General features: G+C 55.9%; 18 protein-coding genes. 2 read left to right on the top strand and 16 right to left on the bottom strand.

The window, feature by feature from the left end; genetic code table 11:
- On the top strand, window positions 1-790 hold a 790-nt coding region (locus AC2FNU_RS18290), incomplete at its 5' end, for a GlxA family transcriptional regulator (RefSeq protein WP_496791196.1).
- Window positions 791-1,433: 643 nt separating this feature from the next.
- Here AC2FNU_RS18290 and AC2FNU_RS18295 read toward each other — a convergent pair.
- The 13 genes from AC2FNU_RS18295 to AC2FNU_RS18355 all read right to left on the bottom strand — a co-directional run bounded on the left by AC2FNU_RS18295 (window position 1,434) and on the right by AC2FNU_RS18355 (window position 16,568).
- Entirely contained in the window at window positions 1,434-3,215 is a 1,782-nt protein-coding gene (locus AC2FNU_RS18295; RefSeq protein ID WP_496791197.1) for a thiamine pyrophosphate-binding protein, read from the bottom strand.
- Window positions 3,215-4,624, bottom strand: coding sequence for an aldehyde dehydrogenase family protein (locus tag AC2FNU_RS18300; protein WP_496791199.1), 1,410 nt, complete (start codon window positions 4,622-4,624; stop codon window positions 3,215-3,217). The genes AC2FNU_RS18295 and AC2FNU_RS18300 overlap by 1 nt, the downstream gene beginning before the upstream one ends.
- Window positions 4,605-5,519 (bottom strand): sugar phosphate isomerase/epimerase family protein, encoded by a 915-nt coding sequence (locus AC2FNU_RS18305; protein ID WP_496791201.1) that lies wholly within the window; start codon window positions 5,517-5,519, stop codon window positions 4,605-4,607. Before AC2FNU_RS18305 ends, AC2FNU_RS18300 begins: the two co-directional genes overlap by 20 nt.
- Window positions 5,520-5,673: 154 nt before the next feature.
- The gene (locus AC2FNU_RS18310; protein WP_496791204.1) at window positions 5,674-6,864 is read right to left on the bottom strand and encodes a Gfo/Idh/MocA family protein; all 1,191 of its coding nucleotides are present in this window, start codon (window positions 6,862-6,864) and stop codon (window positions 5,674-5,676) included.
- Complete coding sequence (locus tag AC2FNU_RS18315; protein WP_496791209.1) at window positions 6,857-7,531, bottom strand: hypothetical protein; 675 nt, start codon at window positions 7,529-7,531, stop codon at window positions 6,857-6,859. The genes AC2FNU_RS18310 and AC2FNU_RS18315 overlap by 8 nt, the downstream gene beginning before the upstream one ends.
- Window positions 7,521-8,708, bottom strand: coding sequence for a Gfo/Idh/MocA family protein (locus AC2FNU_RS18320; RefSeq protein WP_496791211.1), 1,188 nt, complete (start codon window positions 8,706-8,708; stop codon window positions 7,521-7,523). Before AC2FNU_RS18320 ends, AC2FNU_RS18315 begins: the two co-directional genes overlap by 11 nt.
- Window positions 8,698-9,513: a citryl-CoA lyase gene (locus AC2FNU_RS18325; protein ID WP_496791214.1), complete on the bottom strand. Its 816-nt coding sequence runs from the start codon at window positions 9,511-9,513 to the stop codon at window positions 8,698-8,700. Before AC2FNU_RS18325 ends, AC2FNU_RS18320 begins: the two co-directional genes overlap by 11 nt.
- Window positions 9,510-10,382 (bottom strand): shikimate dehydrogenase, encoded by an 873-nt coding sequence (locus AC2FNU_RS18330; RefSeq protein WP_496791216.1) that lies wholly within the window; start codon window positions 10,380-10,382, stop codon window positions 9,510-9,512. The genes AC2FNU_RS18325 and AC2FNU_RS18330 overlap by 4 nt, the downstream gene beginning before the upstream one ends.
- A gap of 1 nt (window position 10,383) precedes the next feature.
- On the bottom strand, window positions 10,384-12,270 hold the full coding sequence (locus AC2FNU_RS18335) for a bifunctional sugar phosphate isomerase/epimerase/4-hydroxyphenylpyruvate dioxygenase family protein (protein WP_496791218.1): 1,887 nt from the start codon (window positions 12,268-12,270) through the stop codon (window positions 10,384-10,386).
- Entirely contained in the window at window positions 12,270-13,565 is a 1,296-nt protein-coding gene (locus AC2FNU_RS18340) for a TRAP transporter large permease (protein WP_496791221.1), read from the bottom strand. Before AC2FNU_RS18340 ends, AC2FNU_RS18335 begins: the two co-directional genes overlap by 1 nt.
- Window positions 13,562-14,137, bottom strand: coding sequence for a TRAP transporter small permease (locus AC2FNU_RS18345; protein WP_170429693.1), 576 nt, complete (start codon window positions 14,135-14,137; stop codon window positions 13,562-13,564). The genes AC2FNU_RS18340 and AC2FNU_RS18345 overlap by 4 nt, the downstream gene beginning before the upstream one ends.
- Window positions 14,138-14,167: 30 nt before the next feature.
- On the bottom strand, window positions 14,168-15,178 hold the full coding sequence (locus AC2FNU_RS18350) for a sialic acid TRAP transporter substrate-binding protein SiaP (RefSeq protein WP_224853738.1): 1,011 nt from the start codon (window positions 15,176-15,178) through the stop codon (window positions 14,168-14,170).
- Window positions 15,179-15,266: 88 nt separating this feature from the next.
- Window positions 15,267-16,568, bottom strand: coding sequence for a Gfo/Idh/MocA family protein (locus tag AC2FNU_RS18355; protein ID WP_496791226.1), 1,302 nt, complete (start codon window positions 16,566-16,568; stop codon window positions 15,267-15,269).
- Between AC2FNU_RS18355 and AC2FNU_RS18360 the strand changes: the two genes are divergently transcribed.
- The gene (locus tag AC2FNU_RS18360) at window positions 16,567-17,220 is read left to right on the top strand and encodes a GntR family transcriptional regulator (protein ID WP_496791228.1); all 654 of its coding nucleotides are present in this window, start codon (window positions 16,567-16,569) and stop codon (window positions 17,218-17,220) included. The two genes, AC2FNU_RS18355 and AC2FNU_RS18360, sit on opposite strands and share 2 nt — an antisense overlap.
- Window positions 17,221-17,552: 332 nt before the next feature.
- Here AC2FNU_RS18360 and AC2FNU_RS18365 read toward each other — a convergent pair whose 3' ends face one another.
- The 3 genes from AC2FNU_RS18365 to AC2FNU_RS18375 form a co-directional block, all read right to left on the bottom strand.
- Entirely contained in the window at window positions 17,553-17,834 is a 282-nt protein-coding gene (locus AC2FNU_RS18365; RefSeq protein WP_170638362.1) for a type II toxin-antitoxin system RelE/ParE family toxin, read from the bottom strand.
- Window positions 17,831-18,115: a CopG family ribbon-helix-helix protein gene (locus tag AC2FNU_RS18370; RefSeq protein ID WP_496791234.1), complete on the bottom strand. Its 285-nt coding sequence runs from the start codon at window positions 18,113-18,115 to the stop codon at window positions 17,831-17,833. The genes AC2FNU_RS18365 and AC2FNU_RS18370 overlap by 4 nt, the downstream gene beginning before the upstream one ends.
- A gap of 394 nt (window positions 18,116-18,509) precedes the next feature.
- The coding region (locus AC2FNU_RS18375; RefSeq protein WP_496791236.1) for an IS5 family transposase at window positions 18,510-19,432 on the bottom strand (923 nt) is incomplete at its 5' end.

Raw genomic sequence — 19,432 nt, forward strand, 5'->3', positions numbered from 1 at the left:
CGACGCTGATATTATTGTCGTACCTGGACTGACACTTTCACCGCACGACCGGCTCAACCCCGAACAACATCCTTGTTTAGCGTGGCTTGCTAAGCGCGACTTGGCCAAGACGCGTATCGTGTCAGCCTGTACAGGGGCGGTCTATCTGGCGGAAATTGGTATTCTGGATGGGGTTGACGCGACCACACACTGGGCTTGGGAAGGCCTTTTTCGAAGGTTTTACCCAAATGTGCGGCTTCGCATCGACCGCGGCCTTTGCTTTGCTGATGCGTCTCGCGGACCCGTAACGTCGGGTGGGACAACCGGGTGGCAGGAACTCGCTACGTTCCTGATCGCGCATTACGGCGGCACGCAAAGGGCGGTGCGGGCAGCAAAAGTCTGGCTTATGGCCAACCGCGGAGAACTCCAGTCACCGTTCAGTTCAATGATTACTACGGCACCTCATGCTGACGCCGTTATCTCACAGGTTCAGTTATGGATTTCTGACAATTACGCCATCGATAACCCAGTCGCAGAAATGGCTAAACGTTCCGGCTTGCCGCCTACTACGTTTGCACGACGCTTTCGCAAAGCAACGAGTAAGTCACCGCAAGATTACGTTTTGGCGCTGCGTATTGAAGAGGCCCGTCAGTTGCTTGAAACTACCGACTGCTCCGTGGTGGAGGTCGGAGAAGCAGTCGGCTATGCCGATACGCCGTCGTTTAGAAGGTTGTTCAAGCGAAAGACAGGACTGACCCCTGCCGAACATCGCAAAATGTTCGGCCTGTCTCGGTTCTCTAACTACTCCTGATTGATGGTGTTCAAGATTAGCAATCCTATTGACCGCTTTGGGGCTCGTGCCGCCGGTCGGAGAATTCCGCTCAATGTCTGCAACGCGGGGCTAAGCCCTCGTTCAGCTTGTTATTGTCTGGCGTCGAACTTCACCGACTTGCTTGGTGATCTCGCCAATATGGCGGCTGTCTGTCCCACAACAACCACCCCAGACGTTGATGTGCGGGACATGCCCTGCCCATTGAGTTGTGGAAATGAAGCTTGACGCGTCATGACGTAGATGGGCGCTTGTTGGGTATGATACGCAATATAGGAAAATACGCCCACGAAAGCGGCAGTCTCAGCGCCACTCAAATCAATCATTTGGTCGAGTAAGTTTCGGCCCTAAGCTGCCGTTGGCTCCCTGTTGGTGATGCTGCGACGCATCCCGTCGAACCTGCCATTCGCTGCGGGAGCTAAAACTTGAACGCTAAGAACGCACACACTTCAGTGTTATCGCAATTTGATATTATCTCACGTGCTTCGGTGAAGGTAACTTACCAACAAAAAAGTTCAGACACACAACAACAAAGACTGCGCGGCGACGAAGCTGTTGATATTTGCTCGAACACGGATGAGCATTGACACAAGAAACTGGGCGCGTCTAATCGCGCCCAGTTTCGTCAAGTCGCGACGTGAGAAACATCCTTGTCCGGCGAGTATATGTCCAAAATGTTCCAATGTCCGGTCGTTGGTGTTGGGTTGTTGATCATTGGCACATCGAGCACGGTTGGCTTGCCACTGGCGATTGCCGCTTCCAGCGCGGGCAACAGTTCGTCGGCAGCGCTGAGCCTATGCCCTTCCGCGCCGTAGGCTCGCGCTATGTCGGCATAGCCCGGTCCGTTTGCGGGTGCGGCGGCTGATCCGGGGAACGTGGTTCCATAGGTCAGACCGTAATGCGCCTTTTGCAGACCTGCTATGGTTCCGAAGGCGTTGTTGTTCATGACCAGCCAGATAATGCCCAGATCGAGTTCGACGGCCGTTGCCAGCATCGACGGGTTTTGGCCGAAACCACCATCGCCAACAAGGCTGATCACCACACGATCAGGTGCCGCCAGTTTCGCGCCGATCGCACCCGGAGGACCGAAACCCATCGTCGCGAACCCGCCCGGGGTCAGGATTGAACCCGGCGTCAAAATGTCGAACTGTTGCCCGACACCGTTCTTGTTCCACCCAACGTCCGTGGTGATGATGGCATCCTCGGGCAGTGCCTTGCGGGTATCTGCGAGAATTCGTTCGGGCATCATCGGAAAGGCTGCTGAGGTCGCCATTTCCACGTTGTGCGCTTTGAAATCCGTGCGGAAGTCGGCGATCTTCTGTTCCAGAGCGGGGCGTTTGAAACCGTCCGGATACATCTCTCGGGCGACCCGGTTGAGGACGCGCAAAGCGGCCTTGGCGTCAGCAACGACGCCGATCTCGGTGGGATAGTTCCGACCGATTTCCTGCGGTTCGACGTCGATATGGATGACCTTCGAGCCGGGAATGTTGAACGTATAGCCGGGATACCAGCTGGAACAATCGGCCTCTTTGAACCGGGTTCCCACCGCAAAGATGTAGTCCGCATTCAAGCAGGACTGGTTGACCAATTCGGTGCCCCAAAACCCGGTCATTCCCAGCACAAGTGGATGGTCGTCTCGCAACGCGCCTTTACCCATCAGGGAATGCGCGACTGGCAGGCCCATATGTTCAGCAAATTCTCGCAACTCCTCGCTGGCCTGTGCCAGAAGAATACCACCCCCGACATAAGCGACTGGGTTTTCGGCTTTAGCCAACGCTTCGACAATCTCTCCCGCTGTCTCGTCGTCAATCGACGGTTTCTTGAGAGCGCGCGTGTTGTCGCGGATACGGTCGAAGCTGTCCGAGGGGATCACCTCGGAGAAGATGTCCATCGGCACATTGACCAGCACCGGCCCGGGCTGGCCGCTTTCAGCGAGATGAAACGCCTTTTCCAGAATTTCGGCCATCAGGTCTGCCCGGTCCACCCGCCAGGCGCGTTTTACGAAGGGTCGATAGATCTCCCACTGGGCGGCGTCTGCATGCAGGTTCACTTCCTGATGCGGATGTTTACCGTAGTAATGCGTGGGAATGTCACCCGCGATCACGACCATCGGGATACAGTCGAGTGCGGCGTTGGCGACCCCGGTGGCGCAATTGGTCAGCCCCGGGGAGAGATGGGACAGCACCACCGAGGCCTTGCCCGTCACGCGGGCATATGCATCCGCCGCGTGGCTGGCAATTTGTTCGTGTCGTACTGTGACGAAATCGATGGGACTTTCCGCCAGCGCAGCCAGAACCGCGATGTTCGTGTGCCCGCAAAGGCCAAATACATGCTTGATCTCACGGCGTTCGAGAAAGTCAACGATATGTTCGGCAACGGTTTTGCCTTCCAGTTTCGCTCCGTCCATCACGCGACCTCCTGTCCGTAGAACTCACCGAACAGGTCCGGCTCCGAGGGGCGATCCTCGGGGATCGGACGGCTGACCCAAGTGTAGTTCATCATGTGTTTCATGGTGACGTTTTCGTTGGTGATGTTACCGCCCCAGATGCCACAGCCCAGGCTGCTGGTCATTGGCATGCCATTGGTCCAGGCACCCGCATTGGCCTTGGATTGAGGCTGTCGCACCATCATGCGGCTGACCGGAGCCAGACGCGCCAACCGGTCGATGTGATCGTCATTGTGGCTGTAGATGCCGCAGGAATGGCCTTTGCCCCCGGTGTTGTAGATCTGGCTGACCGTTGCCAGCGCGTCATCGAACGTGTCGAAGTGATAAAGCGCCATCAGAGTGGTCAGTTTTTCCTTGGAGAACTTGTGCTGCGGGCCGATTTGCCCCTGGTTTTCAACCATCAGAAACTTTCGATCTTCGGGGATGCTGAAACCAGCGACCTTGGCCGTTTGCTGCGGCGGACAGGCGATGGTCGGAAACGTACGGTTGCCCTTTTCATCCCACATGGCCGCTTCGAGCATGGCCTTCTCTTTATCCGAACACAGGTATCCGCCCTCGGCTTGAAGTGCCTTGACCATATCGTCGTAAACTGAGCGCTGGATGATGATGTTGCCGTCGGCCGAGCAGCCCGAGCCAAAGTCGGAGGTTTTTGAAATGCGTGTGTTCTGCGCGGCGATGTCCAGATCGGCGGTTTCATCGATGACGATGGACGAATTGCCCGCGCCAACGCCATAGGCCGGGCGCCCTGAACTGTAGGCCGCTTTGACCATCGGCTTGCCACCCGTTGCCAGAGTCAGGTCACAAATCTCCATGAGGTGCTGTGTTAACGGGATCGATGGTTTGCGGATCGACTGGAATAGGTCTTCGGGGGCACCGGCAGCACGGCAGGCTGCGCGCATGACCTCGACCATCTCAAAGGTGGTATGGGCGGTTCGCGGATGCGGGCTGAAGATGACCGCATTCCGGGCGTTCGCGGCGGAGACACCGGTCACCGGTGGTGTCATGGCCGGGTTGGTCATGGGTATCAGAGACGCGATCACACCGGCTGGTTTGGCATATTTCACCAGCCCCTTTTCTTCGTCGACTTCGACGATCCCCGTCGAAGGCGTACGCAAGACATCGCGCAAAACCATGTGAATCTTGAATCGCTTCGCAGGGCGCCCTTCACGATCTCCGATACCGCTTTCGTCCACGCCCTGCTGGGCCAGGCGGGTGAAGGTTTTCTCGTTTCCTGCGTACCACGCAATGGCCTGAGACAGGCGGTCCAGCCTGTCCTGATCCCAATCCTCGATCTCGGCCATGGCAGCGCGGGCGCGTGCCAGCATATCGGCCGCGAGTTGTCGGTCGTTTTCAGTGAGCTCTTTGCCCATGATGATCCTCTTGGTGTTTTGGAATTGCAGCATCAGGCATACGACGCTGTGACCGCGCCTCGCCGAATGTTCGCTTGGCGTGGCTGAGACAGCGACGCGCGTGTTCTTCATATCCCAACTCGGCGACGCGGCTTTGGTTGGGCAGTTCGATGGAATAGTCGACGGGTGGCATCCGTTCGATGATGCCGGTGAAGTCAATCCAGCCCTCGCCGGGGTACAACCTTGCATCGCGGGCAAGTTGGATCATGCCCTCGCGCGTATCGGCGATGCCGGGCAGGCAATCAGAGATATGCAGGAAATGAAACAACTCCGAGGGGACGTGCAGAATCTCTCCCAAATCCACACGGCTGAGGTGCAGGTAAAGCGTATCGACCAGAATACCGCCATTCGGCTGATCAGAGGCGCGGACAATATCCAGCGCCTCATCCAGAGTGCGCAGGCGGGAAAAGCTTGGGAATTCCAAATCGACCGTCAGCCCATAGGGCGCGGCCAACTCGCAGGTCTCGGAATAGACGTCGATCAAAAAGTCACGATCATCGCGGGTGTTGGTCCATGCGCTCATGATCATACGCTTGGCGCCCAACTCCCCACCGATCTCCAGAGAAGGTTCAAAACTGCGCGGATCGACATCTTCGGTAATGCGCGCAAGCTCGACATCGAGGACTTTCAAGCCAGTGGTAGAGAGAGCAGTTTTGGTGGCCTGCACCTGTGCCCTGTCGATTGGGGATTGAGTGAATTCACCGGGCACATGCATCGGAATGAATCGGGGGCTGACGGCATCGTAACCGGCCCGTGCGGCGATATAGACCAGCTCGGGCGGCGTACAGCCAATCAGCGTCAGATGCGCCAAGGAATAGAGAGAGGGGCGTGTGCCAGCCTCTTCGGGTTTCGCCATGAATGACAGCTCCGGGTGTCTGCGAATCTCTTTTTCATCACACGTAATAAAAAATATCTGTTATTTTTTAAAATATCAACTTTTAATACTGAGCAGGAAATGAAAACGCCCGGGCAATGGCCCGGGCGTGTTTAACCTTTATGCTGGCAGAGCATTAGATGGTGACCCAGTCACCTCCAGACTGGTGAGAACGCACAGAGGCATCAATGAATCGGACACCGTCTGCGCCTTGTTCGACGCTGGGGTAAGCAAGCCAATCGGCCGGAACGGTAACGCCATCCCAACGCGCGGCCACGGCCATGGCAAATTCCGTATAGAGGTTGGCCCAGGCTTCGATTATCCCTTCGGGGAAGCCACGCGCGGTACGGATCAGACGTTCCGCACCGCGGCCGATGCCGTGCCCGTGACCTCGGCTGATGATACGATCCGGCTCACCAAACCGATTGAACTTCAGCTGTTCCGAGTTCTCCAGATCCCACTCCAAGCCCCCTTCGCTGCCGTAGACCCGCAACCGCAACCCGCCCCGGTTTCCGGGGGCAAGGCGCGTTGCCATCAGGGTGCCCGGAACCTCGTTTTGATAGCGGGTGAACATGAATACCGTGTCTTCCAAAGGCTTTGGCGCGCCGCAGACATGGAATTCGGCCCTCAGGTCGGTCATCGGCAGGCCCGAGACAAAACTGGCGAGATGCGCGGCATGGGTGCCGATATCGCCGACACAACTGGTCGGGCCAGAAATCTTTGGGTCCAGCCGCCATTTGACATGGGGCGCATCGGCCACATCATCGGGCGTCATCCAATCTTGCATGAACTCGACATGGATTTGGTTGATTTTTCCGATGCCTCCATCGGCCACGATTTGTTTGGCCTGACGGATTACTGGAAAACACGACATCGCATAGCCGACAGCAAAGATGTGTCCCGTGCGCGCAGTAATGTCCTCAAGCCCCTCGGCCTCGTCGACTTCGTTGGTCAGGGGCTTGTCGCACAGCACGTCAATACCCGCCTCCAGAAACGCTTTGGCCGCTTCAAAATGAACGTGGTTCGGGGTAGTGATCATGACGGCATCTACGCCATCCGGGCGCGCCGCCTCGACCTTTGCCATCTCGTCGAAGGACGCATAGCACCTGTCTGCTGGCAAGAACCACTCAGCTCCGCGCGCCTTGCTGCGCGCGGCATCTGAACTGAGCGCGCCTGCGGTGACCTCCCACCGGTCGGTCATCCGCGCAGCCGTTGCCTGCGTGACAGAGATACGTCCGCCGCCAACAACGCCCAGCCGCAAACGGCGAGACAGGCGGGGGAAAGGGCCGTCAAAGTTCAGGTCTTCGGGGAAAAGTCTCTCAGCCATTCTGAATCTCCATTTCCGGGACCCGTACGCCTTCCGGCAGCATTTCCACCGCCATGAAGATACTGGGGGTAATCGTCTCGTATTGATGCCAGGGATAGTTGCCTTCGGCGTCATACATCGGCTTGTGCGTCGTGCCGGGGGCCATGAATTCTTCGAGGTAAAGGGTTTCAACATCCCGTTCGCGGCATTGCTGCATTTTGCCAAATCCTACGATTTGCGTATGCACTTCGCGAAACCCCGGTACCGGGCAGAACGGATGATCCTTGTGCAATCCGACATTCAATGGGACCGAACCGGAATGGTACATGGTCAGTCCAACGTTACCCACGAAGACCTTTGGCGACATGTAGTGGCTGACACCGCGCAGGCGCTCTTCGTGGCGAACATCAAAGGCTGAAGGCCACGTATCTTTCACCCATGCGAACAGCACATTGTCATCGGCATGGGAGTCGAAATCGTGGACAATGACTGCACGTTCCACGCCGCTAAGCGTGCTGTCTTGCACGATCACAGAGGAGAGCGGTGCAATGGTCTGATCCTCGACAGAGAGATTTCGCCCCCCAAGGTTAAGGACGATGGCGCGACCCTCGATAGAAATTCTGCGCTCGTCAATTATGTGCTGGACGCGAAAGAATGGCTGGGCAAAGTCGAGTGTCTCAATCGGCATGGACCAGCTCCTTCCTCTCATCGTTCAGGAAATCGACCGGCAAAGGCTCCGGAGCCGCGCAACGGCTTTCTATCGTCTGGTAGGCACCGAATTTTGGGGCCCGTTCGATCGCGTCCATGACCTCGAAAACGTGGTAGGCCAGCGCGCCACTTGCGCGGGGCTGGCGTCCTTCTTGTGCCGCCAGGGCAAGATCCAACAGGCCGAGGCCACGGCTGTCTTCATTAAACCCATGTTTGTTCTCGACCACCTGCCAGTCTTCGCGACCGGCTGGACGGGGCTGATGAGACCAGCGCGAGGTCTCCCGCGTTTTCAGCCAGACATCCCCTTGAAAGATATTGGCACCATGAACCGGGTCAGGGTCAGGGATGCTGATGGTGCCGTTTTCACCGTAGATCTCGAACCGCGGAGTTTCGCTGTCCCAGACGTCGAAGCTCATGGTCATCGACCCGATGGCGCCGGAAGAGAACTGAAGCAGGCTTAGGGAGTGCGTGTCGACCTCGACGTCCATCCATTCCCCGTTGCGCGGGCCGTTTTCGATCATACGCTGCTCAAAGGTCCGCCGTGCCATTCCAGCGACCCGGTCAATTGGTCCAAGACAGCAGATCATCGCGGTCAGGTAGTATGGGCCAAGGTCCAGCAACGGCCCACCACCGGCCTGATAGTAGAAATCCGGGTTGGGATGGTGGCGCTCCGTCCCGTGGGTCCCGACATGGGCAAAAACCCCTGTCGGTTTGCCAATGGCACCTTCATCAATCAAGCGCCGAACGGTCTGCCAGCGACCGCCCAGAAATGTGTCGGGCGCGCAACCGACCAGTAACCCCTTTTCAGAGGCCATGTGCAGGATCGCTTTACCATCCGATCGGTTCATGACCAGCGGCTTTTCGGAATAGACGTGCTTGCCCGCCTCCAACGCGCGCAAACTGATTTCCGCATGCGCCGCCGGAATTGTCAGATTCAGAACGCAGTCAATCGTCGGATCGTCAAACACTTCATCTGGCGTGCAGGTCTTGGCGACACCGTATTGATCCGCTTTGGCGCGGCTTTCCGAAGGATCAAGGCTTGCGCAAGCTACGACCTCGACGTTTGAGAATTTGGATAGTGTTTTTAGATAGATATCGCTGATACGACCACAGCCGATAAGGCCGACCCGGAAGGATTTCGATGTCTCACGTGTCATCATTCCTGTCTTCGTAGAGGGGTAAATAATTCGGAGGCATCGGCCCTTTGTTCCGCCCCCCCTGGCTCATCTGCTCCCAAGCGTGGGCAAGTATCCCAACCGAGCGGGACAGGCAGAACAGCCCCCGCGACAAGGGCGCAGGAAAGCCAAGTTCGCAGAAGATCACAGCTGTCGCGCCGTCAATATTCATGGCAATTGGCCGACCGCCTCGTTGACGGCCGAGTTCGGCCTGAACCTCTTCTCCGATATCGGCAAACCGGCCAGAAACTGTGCCTTCTGCCGCCGCATCACGAACAAGTTGCATCAATCGTGGTGCGCGTGGATCGACAGGCTTGTGAAACCTGTGACCAAAGCCCGATACGATCTTGCCGTAGGTCTCGCGCCAGCTGTCCAAGCCATCCCGAACAGCGTCATTCAGCGAAGCTCCCGCATCCATGTGGACTGCGATATCATAGTACAGCTCTGCGCACTGCTCTCCTGCCCCGCCGTGCACGTCGCCCAGCATGTTCACCGCAGTCGCCATCGCATTATTGAGACCTACCCCGCAGGTGGCGGCCATACGCGCAGCCGCAATCGAGGGGGCCTGCGGACCGTGATCCACGCCTGCGACCAAGGCAGCCTCGAACAGGCGCGCTTGTGCGTCGCTGGGCAGATTGCCCCGCACCATCAGCCAGATCATCTGCGGGAAAGATACGTTTCCGATCAGGTCCTCTATGGCGTTGCCACGAAAATAGATCTGTCCAGGTTTCATGTCGATGATGGAGGTACGCCACCATTGGCGGATAGCTTGCTCGTCGTTTGTCATACCGTTGCACCTCTAAACTCGCGCATGCGCTGCTGACAAAGTGAATCGAAAACGTTTTGAAGACGACTGATTGAGGCGGTGCAGCCGGTGAAGATTTCAAAAGACGCTGCAGCCTGATGAACTGCCATTCCAGCACCATTCATCACTTTCAACCCAGTTGTGCGGGCGCTGCTCAGAAGGTGTGTCTCGAGCGGAAAATATACTATATCTGCCACCCAAGCATCCGGCCGCAACAATGATGGATCAATTACCGACCCGGGGTACTTATCCATCCCGAGCGGTGTTGCATTGACCACTCCGTCCACAAATTTGACCCGTTCCAACGAAATCGAGGGGGAACCCTGAAGCTTCGCACAAGGGCGCAAGACCTTTAGTCGACTGACCAGCGCCTGCGCTCGGTGGAAGTCAGGATCGATGATCTCCAGATCTCGAACACCTGAATCAAGCAAAGCCAAAGAGACTGCACTGCCCGCGCCACCAGCACCAAACATGAGAACCGTTTCAGTCTTCGATGATCCCAAAAAATCTCCGAAGGCACTGTGGAAACCTATGTAATCGGTGTTGTGGCCAACCATTCGGTCGTCACAAAAAACCACCGCGTTGACAGCTTGAAGCTCCTCAGCAGTCTTGGAAAGCTCATCGAGATGATCAATGACCGACGCTTTGTAGGGGTGTGTCACGTTGACCGCCGCACAGCCTAATTCAACGGAATAATGCAGTAAATCAGCGACCGACATTCCACGAAATGGCTCTTTTGCCGTGTCGATCCTACCGTAGCTCAGATCGATACCCTGCGCCCGGCCCTCCGCCTCGTGCATCTCAGGCGTCATGGAGCCAGAAATCCCTTGTCCGATTAGTGCGGCCTTCATATTAGGTTGTTCCTTCCGCCACGTGGTGTCGCGTTTGCGCCGCTAATCGAAACGCAGCGTTACGCGCGCCATAGCCGGCGTAAGCAGTTCGTCGCTCGACAATTTCAAAGAAAAAGCCGTTAAAGATAGGGCGACTGTAGATCTGAAAGTACTCGGCACCCGCCGCCTGATCGTAGAGTATGTTATCCCTGCGCATTTGGGCGATCAGGTCTTCACTTAACCCGAATGTCGCTTGCAGATCAGCGTAGAAGTTTTCTGGGATGGACAGGCTGGGAAAACCGGACTTCCGCAATTGGGCTGAGGTTTCAAATATGTCGTCCGACTGGAAGGCGATGTGCTGAACACCGGCACCAAAACCGTCTTCAAGGAATGAAGCCGCCAGTGTTCGACGCCCAACTGCACCATTCAGGTTTAAACGCACTTCGCCTTCGGGGCTTTCGATGGCTTGGCTTTGCACAACACCCGACGGGTCGGCAACGTTCACGATCGGGGATTTTGCCATCTCAAAAGTCGAAATGTAATAGAGCAGCCAGCTTTGCATCTCATCGTTGCGCATCGTCTGTGCCAGATGGTCGATGCGGCGCAGACCGGCAGGCTGGATCGCTTTGGTGTTGGCGACTGGCTCGAACTCGATGTCCCAAACCCGATGCAGATCGGATTTCTCATCGATGAAATGAACGACGTTGCCACCAACGCCCCGAATGGCCGGGATATCCAGTTCCCCTGTTCCCACCGGTTGTGAGAAATTCGGCGCGCCCAACGCGGTCGCTCGCTGAACCGTCTGATCCGCATCTTTGACACGCAACCCCATATCACAAACGGAGGGGCCGTGGCCCAGGAACGCCGAATGGGCAAATCCTTCCTTTTCGGTATTCACGACGATGTTTATCGCGCCCTGCCGCCATAGCTCGACGGACTTGGTTACGTGTTTTCGCTCCATTCGAAAACACATTGCTGACAGCATATCTGCCAGCTGCGCACCGCTTGTTTCGTCGGCTGTAAATTCGACGAATTCGAAGCCTGACGCATAGACGCGTTCCGGCAGGTCCGGGATGCCGAAATCGGTTCCCGGCTCGGTCCGGGATACCTCATCCAGGAGGTTCACCAGCGACCTGTAGCTGTCTCGGGCCAGTGATCGGCCACCGGGTTGCGGAGCTGCTTCGTTGACGCGCGCAATGGACCAAGGCCCCTTGTATCCGGCGCGCGACAACACCCGCACAAAGCCCGCAAGGTTCAGCGATCCAAGACCGGGCAGAAGCCCGAAGTGCCGCTTGAGCCTGCGGATATCCATCTCAAGCCGGGGTGCATCGGACAGTTGCACATGGAACAACCGCTCTCCGGGAATGTCCCGAAGGCGGGCGGGCTTGGACCCGTCAGCGAGCGAGAAGAATGAGTTCAAAGTCAACCCCAGATGAGGGCTGTCGATGGCTTCAACGACGCCTAACGCCTGTTCATCCGAGTGAATGAGATCCGACCATGGCAAGCCCATATAGGCCAGACGCAACCCCATCTCTTTCGCGATCTCAGCCGCCTCGCCAAGGTCTGCGATTACCTGTTCTTCGGTGGCAGCGGCATCAACCTCGAAAGCGGACCCGATGAGCAGCAATTCCGTTCCCAACTCGCTCATCAGGTCGAGTTTGCGCTTAAGCCGATCAAAGGCGCGCTCCCGTCCACCGCCGGACTGGCCTTCAAGGTTATGGAAGGGTTGCAGCAGGCAAATCTTAAGGCCGAGATCTGATGCAATGTTCCGAATTTGCGATGGCGGCCCATCAAAAGCGGTCAAATCCGGTTCGTGTAATTCGACACCTCCGAACCCCGCTTCAGCGATAGCACTTAGTTTTTCGGCCAGATCACCGGGGATCGACGTTGTCGAAACCGAGAGGCACATTATCCCTGATATCCAAACATACGCGGCAACCACAGGACCAGATCAGGCATCAGCATCATGACAACGAGGGCGAAGATGAGAACCGCGAGGAAGGCCCAGATTTCCGAGATGATTTCGCGCAGCGGAATGTCCGTCACGGCGTTGATCACAAAGAGTAGAATGCCATAGGGAGGCGTGATCAGACCGATCATCGAGTTCACGACGACCAGCACTCCGAAATGCACCAGATCAATCCCAAGCGCTTCGCAGGTTGGAATGAACAGGGGCACGATCACAAGAATGATCGTTGTCGCGTCCAACACGCAACCCAGCGCGAGGATCAGCAGGTTAACCAGGATCAGGAACACAATCGGGCTGACATCCGAACCCTCCAGCAGTGCCGAGATCGACTGAGGAATTTGCTCCTGAATGACGATGAAGTTCAGAATGAACGCGCCGCCAATGACAACCCCGACGGCGGCGGAGGAGCGCGCGCTGTCGACGAACACTTGATAAAGGCCACGGAAGGTCAGCGCGCGGTAGAACAACGCTGCCAGTAGCAAAGCGTAGAATGCAGCTACTGCGGCGGCCTCGGTCGGAGTGGTGACGCCGCCATATATGCCGTACAGCAGGATTGCGGGCATCAGCAGTGCTGGGAACGCGTTGGCGGTTTTAGCCGGCAACTCGCGCAGCGGAACAGGTTCTTCCAATGCAAAGTTCCGCTTGCCGGCCAGATAGTAGTTCATCGCCATTAGGACGACGCCCATGATCAGTCCCGGCAGAATACCGGCCAGGAACAGCGACCCGATGGAGGCCTTGGAAACGAGCGCGTACAAAACCATCGGGATCGAGGGCGGAATGATCGGGCCAATCGTCGCCGACGCCGCGGTAATAGCAGCAGCATAACCTCGGCTATAGCGGCCATCCTTGGTCATCATCTCAATGATGATCTTGCCGATCCCCGCGGCATCCGCGACAGCCGAGCCGGACATACCGGAAAAGATCAGAGACGCTACCACGTTTACGTGCCCAAGGCCGCCCTTGAAACGACCGACAGCGGCTACGCAGAAGTTCAGCAGACGGTCCGTGATCGAACCAGCGTTCATTATATTCGCGGCGACGATGAACAACGGCACGGCAAGCAGGATCGTGCTTTTGTAAAAGCCTTGCAGGATCTTCTCACCCGCGAGGGCGACGTCCAGTCCGGCCGTGCCCAGGTACACCAATGAGGCCAAGAGGATGGAATAGCCGATAGGTGTCCCGATGCCTGCCAGAAGAAAGAGAGCGAGCAGGCAGGAAAGAAGTTCAAAACTCATTTCTTAACTTCCTCGTCCTCTTCGACGTCGACACGGGGATGGTCGTCAACCACGTTGTATCCAACAACCAGTTCCAACTCTGTCTTTGGGGGGCCATTGCGCATGACGTCGAAGAATAGCCACGCGTAGCGCGCTGCGACGACCAGCATGAATACCGCGTAAATCGAGAATACTGTGCGCAGCGGTATCTTCTCACCCGAGAACGGATTGCGCACAGTCGAGGTTTTGCGGATTTTCATCCAGTCGATGTAGTCCCACGTCGGCAGGAAACTGTAGAGCATCCCGACCACAATCGCCGCGGCCGCCAGCATCGCAAAGACCTGACGCACGCGCATCGGCACCGAAAGGTAGATGATGTCGAACTTCACGTGATCCCGTTCTCGCACTATGAAAGCGCAACTGAAGAAGATCACCCAGACCCACAGAATGCCGATGAGTTCAAGCGTCCATCCGGCGGGGGTAAAGAAGTAGCGCAAGAGTATTTGCAATAGGAAGATCAGGAAGATTGCCGCCAGCATCCCGCCGGCAATCGCTTCGGTCAGTCGGGAGAACCCCTTCATAAAGGCTTTCATTATGGTTCTCCCTCCCTTGTCTTTCTGGGCTCAGTTGCCCAGAGCGTTGATCTGATCCAGAACGCCTTCGGGCCATGAGCCAGCGAACTCGCTGTCCAGATACATAGACTGTACCTGATCGCGGAACGCTGCCAGATCGGGTTCGTAGATCTCCATCCCCTGCTCTTTCAGGAAGCTGACAAGGTCCTCTTCTTTCTGAAGCTGTTTCTGGCGACCGGATTCAGCCGCTGCATCCGCAGCTTCCTGAACCTTGGCCTGCTGCTCGGGTGTCAATCCATCCCAAACTTCTTTGCCGATTGCGATATAGTTCAAGTCGACCAAGTGCGATGTCAGGACGATCTGATTGGTCACTTCGTAGAACTTGGCGTCAACGACGGTCGGCAACGGGTTGTCCTGACCGTCCACGGCACCGGTCGACAAAGCTGTATAAACCTCTGAGAACGCCATTGGTGTCGGGGCGGCACCCAACGCTTTGCCAAGGAACTGCCACGCATCTGTACCCGGCATCCGCAGGTTCACACCCTCCAGATCAGCCGGAGTGCTGACGGTCAGTTCATCCTTGGGTTGGCGCAGGTTCACCTGACGACGGCCCAGATACATGACCGACAGCAGTTTGACGCCCAGTTCTTCTTCGGCCTTTTGCTTGAAGGCATCCATCAGGGGATCGTTGAAGACAGCCACCTGATGCGCGGCGTCCTGGTGGACATAGCCTGCGGTAAAGATCGAAAACTCTGGGAAGAACTGTGCCAGTTCCTGCGCCGAGGTGATCGACATTTCCAGGTTACCCCGACTGATGGCGTCCAATTCGGTGCCTTGAGCGAAGATGGTTCCGTTATAGCTGGGCTCGTAGCTTGCAAAATCAGCGACCATGGGTGCGAAAACCTCGGCCATGGCGACCGAGCGCTGATCGGTCTCCGATCCTGATGTTGCGAGGCGAAGTTGCACTTTGTCTTGCGCCAGCGCACCACTTGTTGCGCTAAACAGAACACCGGTTGCGACCAGGGCTGATACAGCAGCCCGGCGGGTAAGTTTGGTAATCACTTTGCTCCTCCCTGAGACATCATGATGCATTTTTCCGATTCTGAGTTTTGACCTATTTTGGACATTTTGCAAGATTTTTTACAAAATATCAGATATTTTTCATTACCTGCAATTTCTGTTGTTGCGTTTCCCGAAGGTTTCTTACCCTGACAGTCTCGCCAGTTCTGCAGGAATTCTGAATAGCTTCAATAACTTGAAGCGTTCTAAAACCTTCCCATCCAGACACAATCGGATCTGCTTCGCGCCGAGCGACTTCAACAAAGTGCCTGAGTTGATTGACCAGGGGGTCGGATGCACCCTTCTTCAGCGCGGTTGATGAGATTGGCGTCCACCAATCCCTTTGCTCGCTCTGGTAACTCCACAGTCGAAGATCGGGAACGGACAACGACCCATGTGAGCCACCGATCATGTAGCTACTCTCAGTGGTCGACGGATAGATTGGATATTCCTGAGACGTCATCTCCCAGCTCCACGGGGCGACGATGCTGTCGGACACACTTATGGTCCCTATCGCCCCGCTTTCGAACGTCAGAAGAGCACCGGCAACATCTTCGTTTTCGTAACCCCGCTGCGATGCAGCCGACTGAGCCTGTACGGTCATGACTTCTCCGGCCAGGTAACGCAGCAGATCCACATCGTGGACAAGATTGACCGAGATGGGCCCTGCACCGGGTTTCTTTCTCCAGGGCGCAGCATCAAAATACTCGTCTGGCTTATAGAACCAGCAATTCGCATGGACAGCGCGCACATCTCCAATCTTCCCATCGACAATGGCTTCCTTAGCCGACCGGATCAGAGGATTGTGTCGACGATGATGTCCGACCATCAGTGGCACATTGGCCTTCTCCGCTGCTTGAACAAGCTCGAGTGCAGCAGTGGCTTCTACGGCGATCGGTTTTTCGACAAGAACGGGACAACCATGTCGAACACACTTGAGGCCTTGTTCAACATGAAGCGTGGTCGGGGTCGCCAGAACAGCTCCGTCTGGCGTCTGATTTGCAAACATTTCCTCGAGGGTTTCGTAACATGCAACCGCATGCTCAACGGCGTAAGCACGGCCTTCATCGCTGGGGTCGACCACCGCGACGAGATCAACATGGCGCAACGCTCGTATAGCGTCTGCGTGGCGGCGTCCAACAAGGCCAATGCCGACAATGGCAATGCGAAAGTTCTTAGACACTTTGCTTCCTTCCGGAGGGTCCGGAAAATCCCGAAACCGATGATTGCGATCGAGCTGCTTTGCCCAACTTGGCCACGACCGTATTGGGGTTTTCGCGATTCCGCAATAATGTATGATATTTTTATTTTTACCATACATCAGTTTGGATTGCTGATGTCTCTGAAAAATGCTAATTGAACGAGGAAACTGATAATATCGGGTGAAACGCATGGCGAAACAGCCGTCTACGATCGGTGCAAGCACCTATCAGCGCATCAAGCGGGACATCATCTTCGGAGAGTTGCAACCCGGCTCCAAACTGAAGCTGGACGCCTTGAAGGAACGCTACTCGGCAAGCCTTTCGACACTTCGTGAAACGCTGAACAGGCTCGCCAGCGACGGATTTGTCGAAGCTCCCGAGCAACGGGGTTTCCTGGTCACGCCAGTTTCACGAGAAGACCTGACCGAGATTTCAGAGCTACGGGTCCTGTTGGAATGCCACGCGTTGGAATTGTCCATTGCGAATGGCGACACGGATTGGGAAGGCAACCTCGTTGCCGCACACCACAAACTGCACCTGATGGAACAGCAGCTTCTCAGAGGAGATGAATCCGAAAAAGAGACTTGGAAAAGATATGATTGGGAGTTTCACCAGGCGATGATCGCGGCCTGCAACTCCAAAAACCTTTTGTCTCTGCACTCGATCATCTACGACAAGTATCTGCGGTATCAGATGCTCGTGCTGACCTATCGCGGCGAAGAGGCCGTCAAGGAGCACAAGGGCATGTTTGATGCAGCACTGGCCAGAGACGCCGACACGGCCAAGATACTGTTGGAAGATCACATCCGAAACGGCCTCACCCACACGTTGGAGGCAATGTAAGGCGGCATGCTGATTGCGTGGTTCACCTTCAAGGCTGGGCTGACAACACTTTTCACTGCAGTTCGGCTCAATGGCTGCTTCTTAGGGACAGATGCAGCGGACATGCCGCATTGCCCCAAGTCCGTTTCCGTCCTGATCGTCGATCATTACCGACCGGCAACGTGAGCCAGTCTAAATGTCCGCTCGCTCATCGATACATGGATGGGTTTGCAGATGCAGAGAAGGTCCGCTTCCCGCCCTCTGTGCAGCAGCTAGCGGTCGAACAACAAAGTAGGTTCGGTTGCTTGCCCCCTACCCTGCCCACCTCATGCCACCAATTAAAACTCCTGGTTTCAGTAATCCGCGCCCTGCCGGGTATCCCAGAGACGCAGGATTTCTATCTGAGTGGGCATTACACGATAGATAAGCGTGAATGGGGTTCGCGGCACTGAAAGCTCCCTTACGTCTTGGCGAGTGTCACTTGGGTGACCTGCATACGGGTTGGCTGCAAGAGTAAGCTGAATGGCTTTGAGCTGTGCTCGTGCCCTTTCGCTGCCTTCAGGAAAAACTGACGTGTAGTAGTAGCGGAACCATTGAATGTCCCGGGCCGTATCTTCGAGAAATACTATTTTCATTGGCTATTGGATTGCCCGCTTGCGACCGGAGCAGAGAGCTCATTCTCGGTATCCCAGCTGTCTATCCAGGCATTCATTTCGTCTGCCGTGACGAACTTACCTAGATCTGCTTTTTCAACAGCCGCATCAATGGCTGCACGTTTTGCGGCCTTGGATTCCAACATCATTCTAATTGCCCGTACGGCGAGTTGTGCAGGCGGCCGATCTTCTATCTCAGCTTCTCGTTCCAGGGACTTTCTCAAGTCTTCATCGAGACGAATAGAATATGGGCTGGTACTCATTGCAATCACCTGTATCCGCTTTGTAGTACAATGTAATACATTGGCATTCTAATCACAATAGAGCGATGGCATGAACTATATCTGTTGCTCTGAGCTCATGAGCGAGACGAGATATCATAGGTATGGCCTTTACTTTTTCGGTTGCTTTGAATTTTGCGTCAACAATGCGGTTGGCTGTATGTCTCCCCGATCGATTTTCGCAGTCAGAGAAATCAAATAGGCTTGGTGAGATTTTATGTTCTCCGCGCGTTGGAAAATATATCCCAAAACAACGAAACGAAGAGCTGGGCTATGTGTCGATTTCATAGCATACCAGGTCTGACCAAATCGTAGGTATTCGGGACTGTGTTGCACGGATCTACTTGGGAACGAGAAGTCCCCTTTTCCCATGGAGCTATGACACACGGGCGTAGACCGCACGACCGGTTTGGGTCATGCGGTTCAGGGCCTTCACAGCGATTTGGGTTTCAACGTTTTGCGTCTCCAGTTTCCTGCCCTGAAGTTTTGGTCCGATGATCTGCTTGTAGCGCCCAATCTGTGCCTCCGCGCGTGACCTTAGATTGTAACCTGTGGCCTTTTGCCAAGCCATTCGACCTCTGGTTCGGATTGTCTCCAGATGGCTGTTGCGCAGATCGTTCTCACCGGGAACGGCATTGATCGGCGGAGGGATGGTGACTTCGACCTCGGGACCAAAAGCAGATTGTATCGTGGCGATCGTGGGTTCGCCGTCATAAGCACCATCAGCAATGGATTTATTCACCGGCTGCGTGATTTGGTGGCACAATTTCGGCAATTCAGCCGGGTCACCGACATGCTCGGTTGTCAGGCTGGAAGCAACGATCTCGCCGCTGTCAGGATCAAGCCCGACGTGCAGCTTTCGCCAAGTTTTTCTAGCTTTGGGGAGGCCATGCTTTTCTTTCATCCAGTCGCGACCGCCGTGAACCCGCAGGCCAGTGCTATCCACAATCAAGGTGATCGGTCCTGAGCTTGTCCGTGCCGCTGCTCGAACCTTGAGCGTCCTGCCACGACGACTCAGGGTTGAGAAATCCGGCACAGGCAGTGTGATCCCTGCCAGTTTCAGCAGCGAGCGCACCAGGCCCTGCGTTTGCCTCAATGCCTGCCTGAAGATGCACCGCAGCGTCAGGCAGGTCTCAATCGCGAGGTCGGAATACACCAACTTACCGCCCCGTTTCTTGGCCCCGGTTGCGCGCCAACCGGACAACAGACCAAGGTCAAACCAGATCGTCAGGTCGCCTCGAAACCTCAAACTCTCGTTGTACTTTGCCCAATTCGTGACCCGATACCTGGGTTTCGGGA

The organism is Ruegeria sp. BHSB064, from assembly GCF_059613205.1.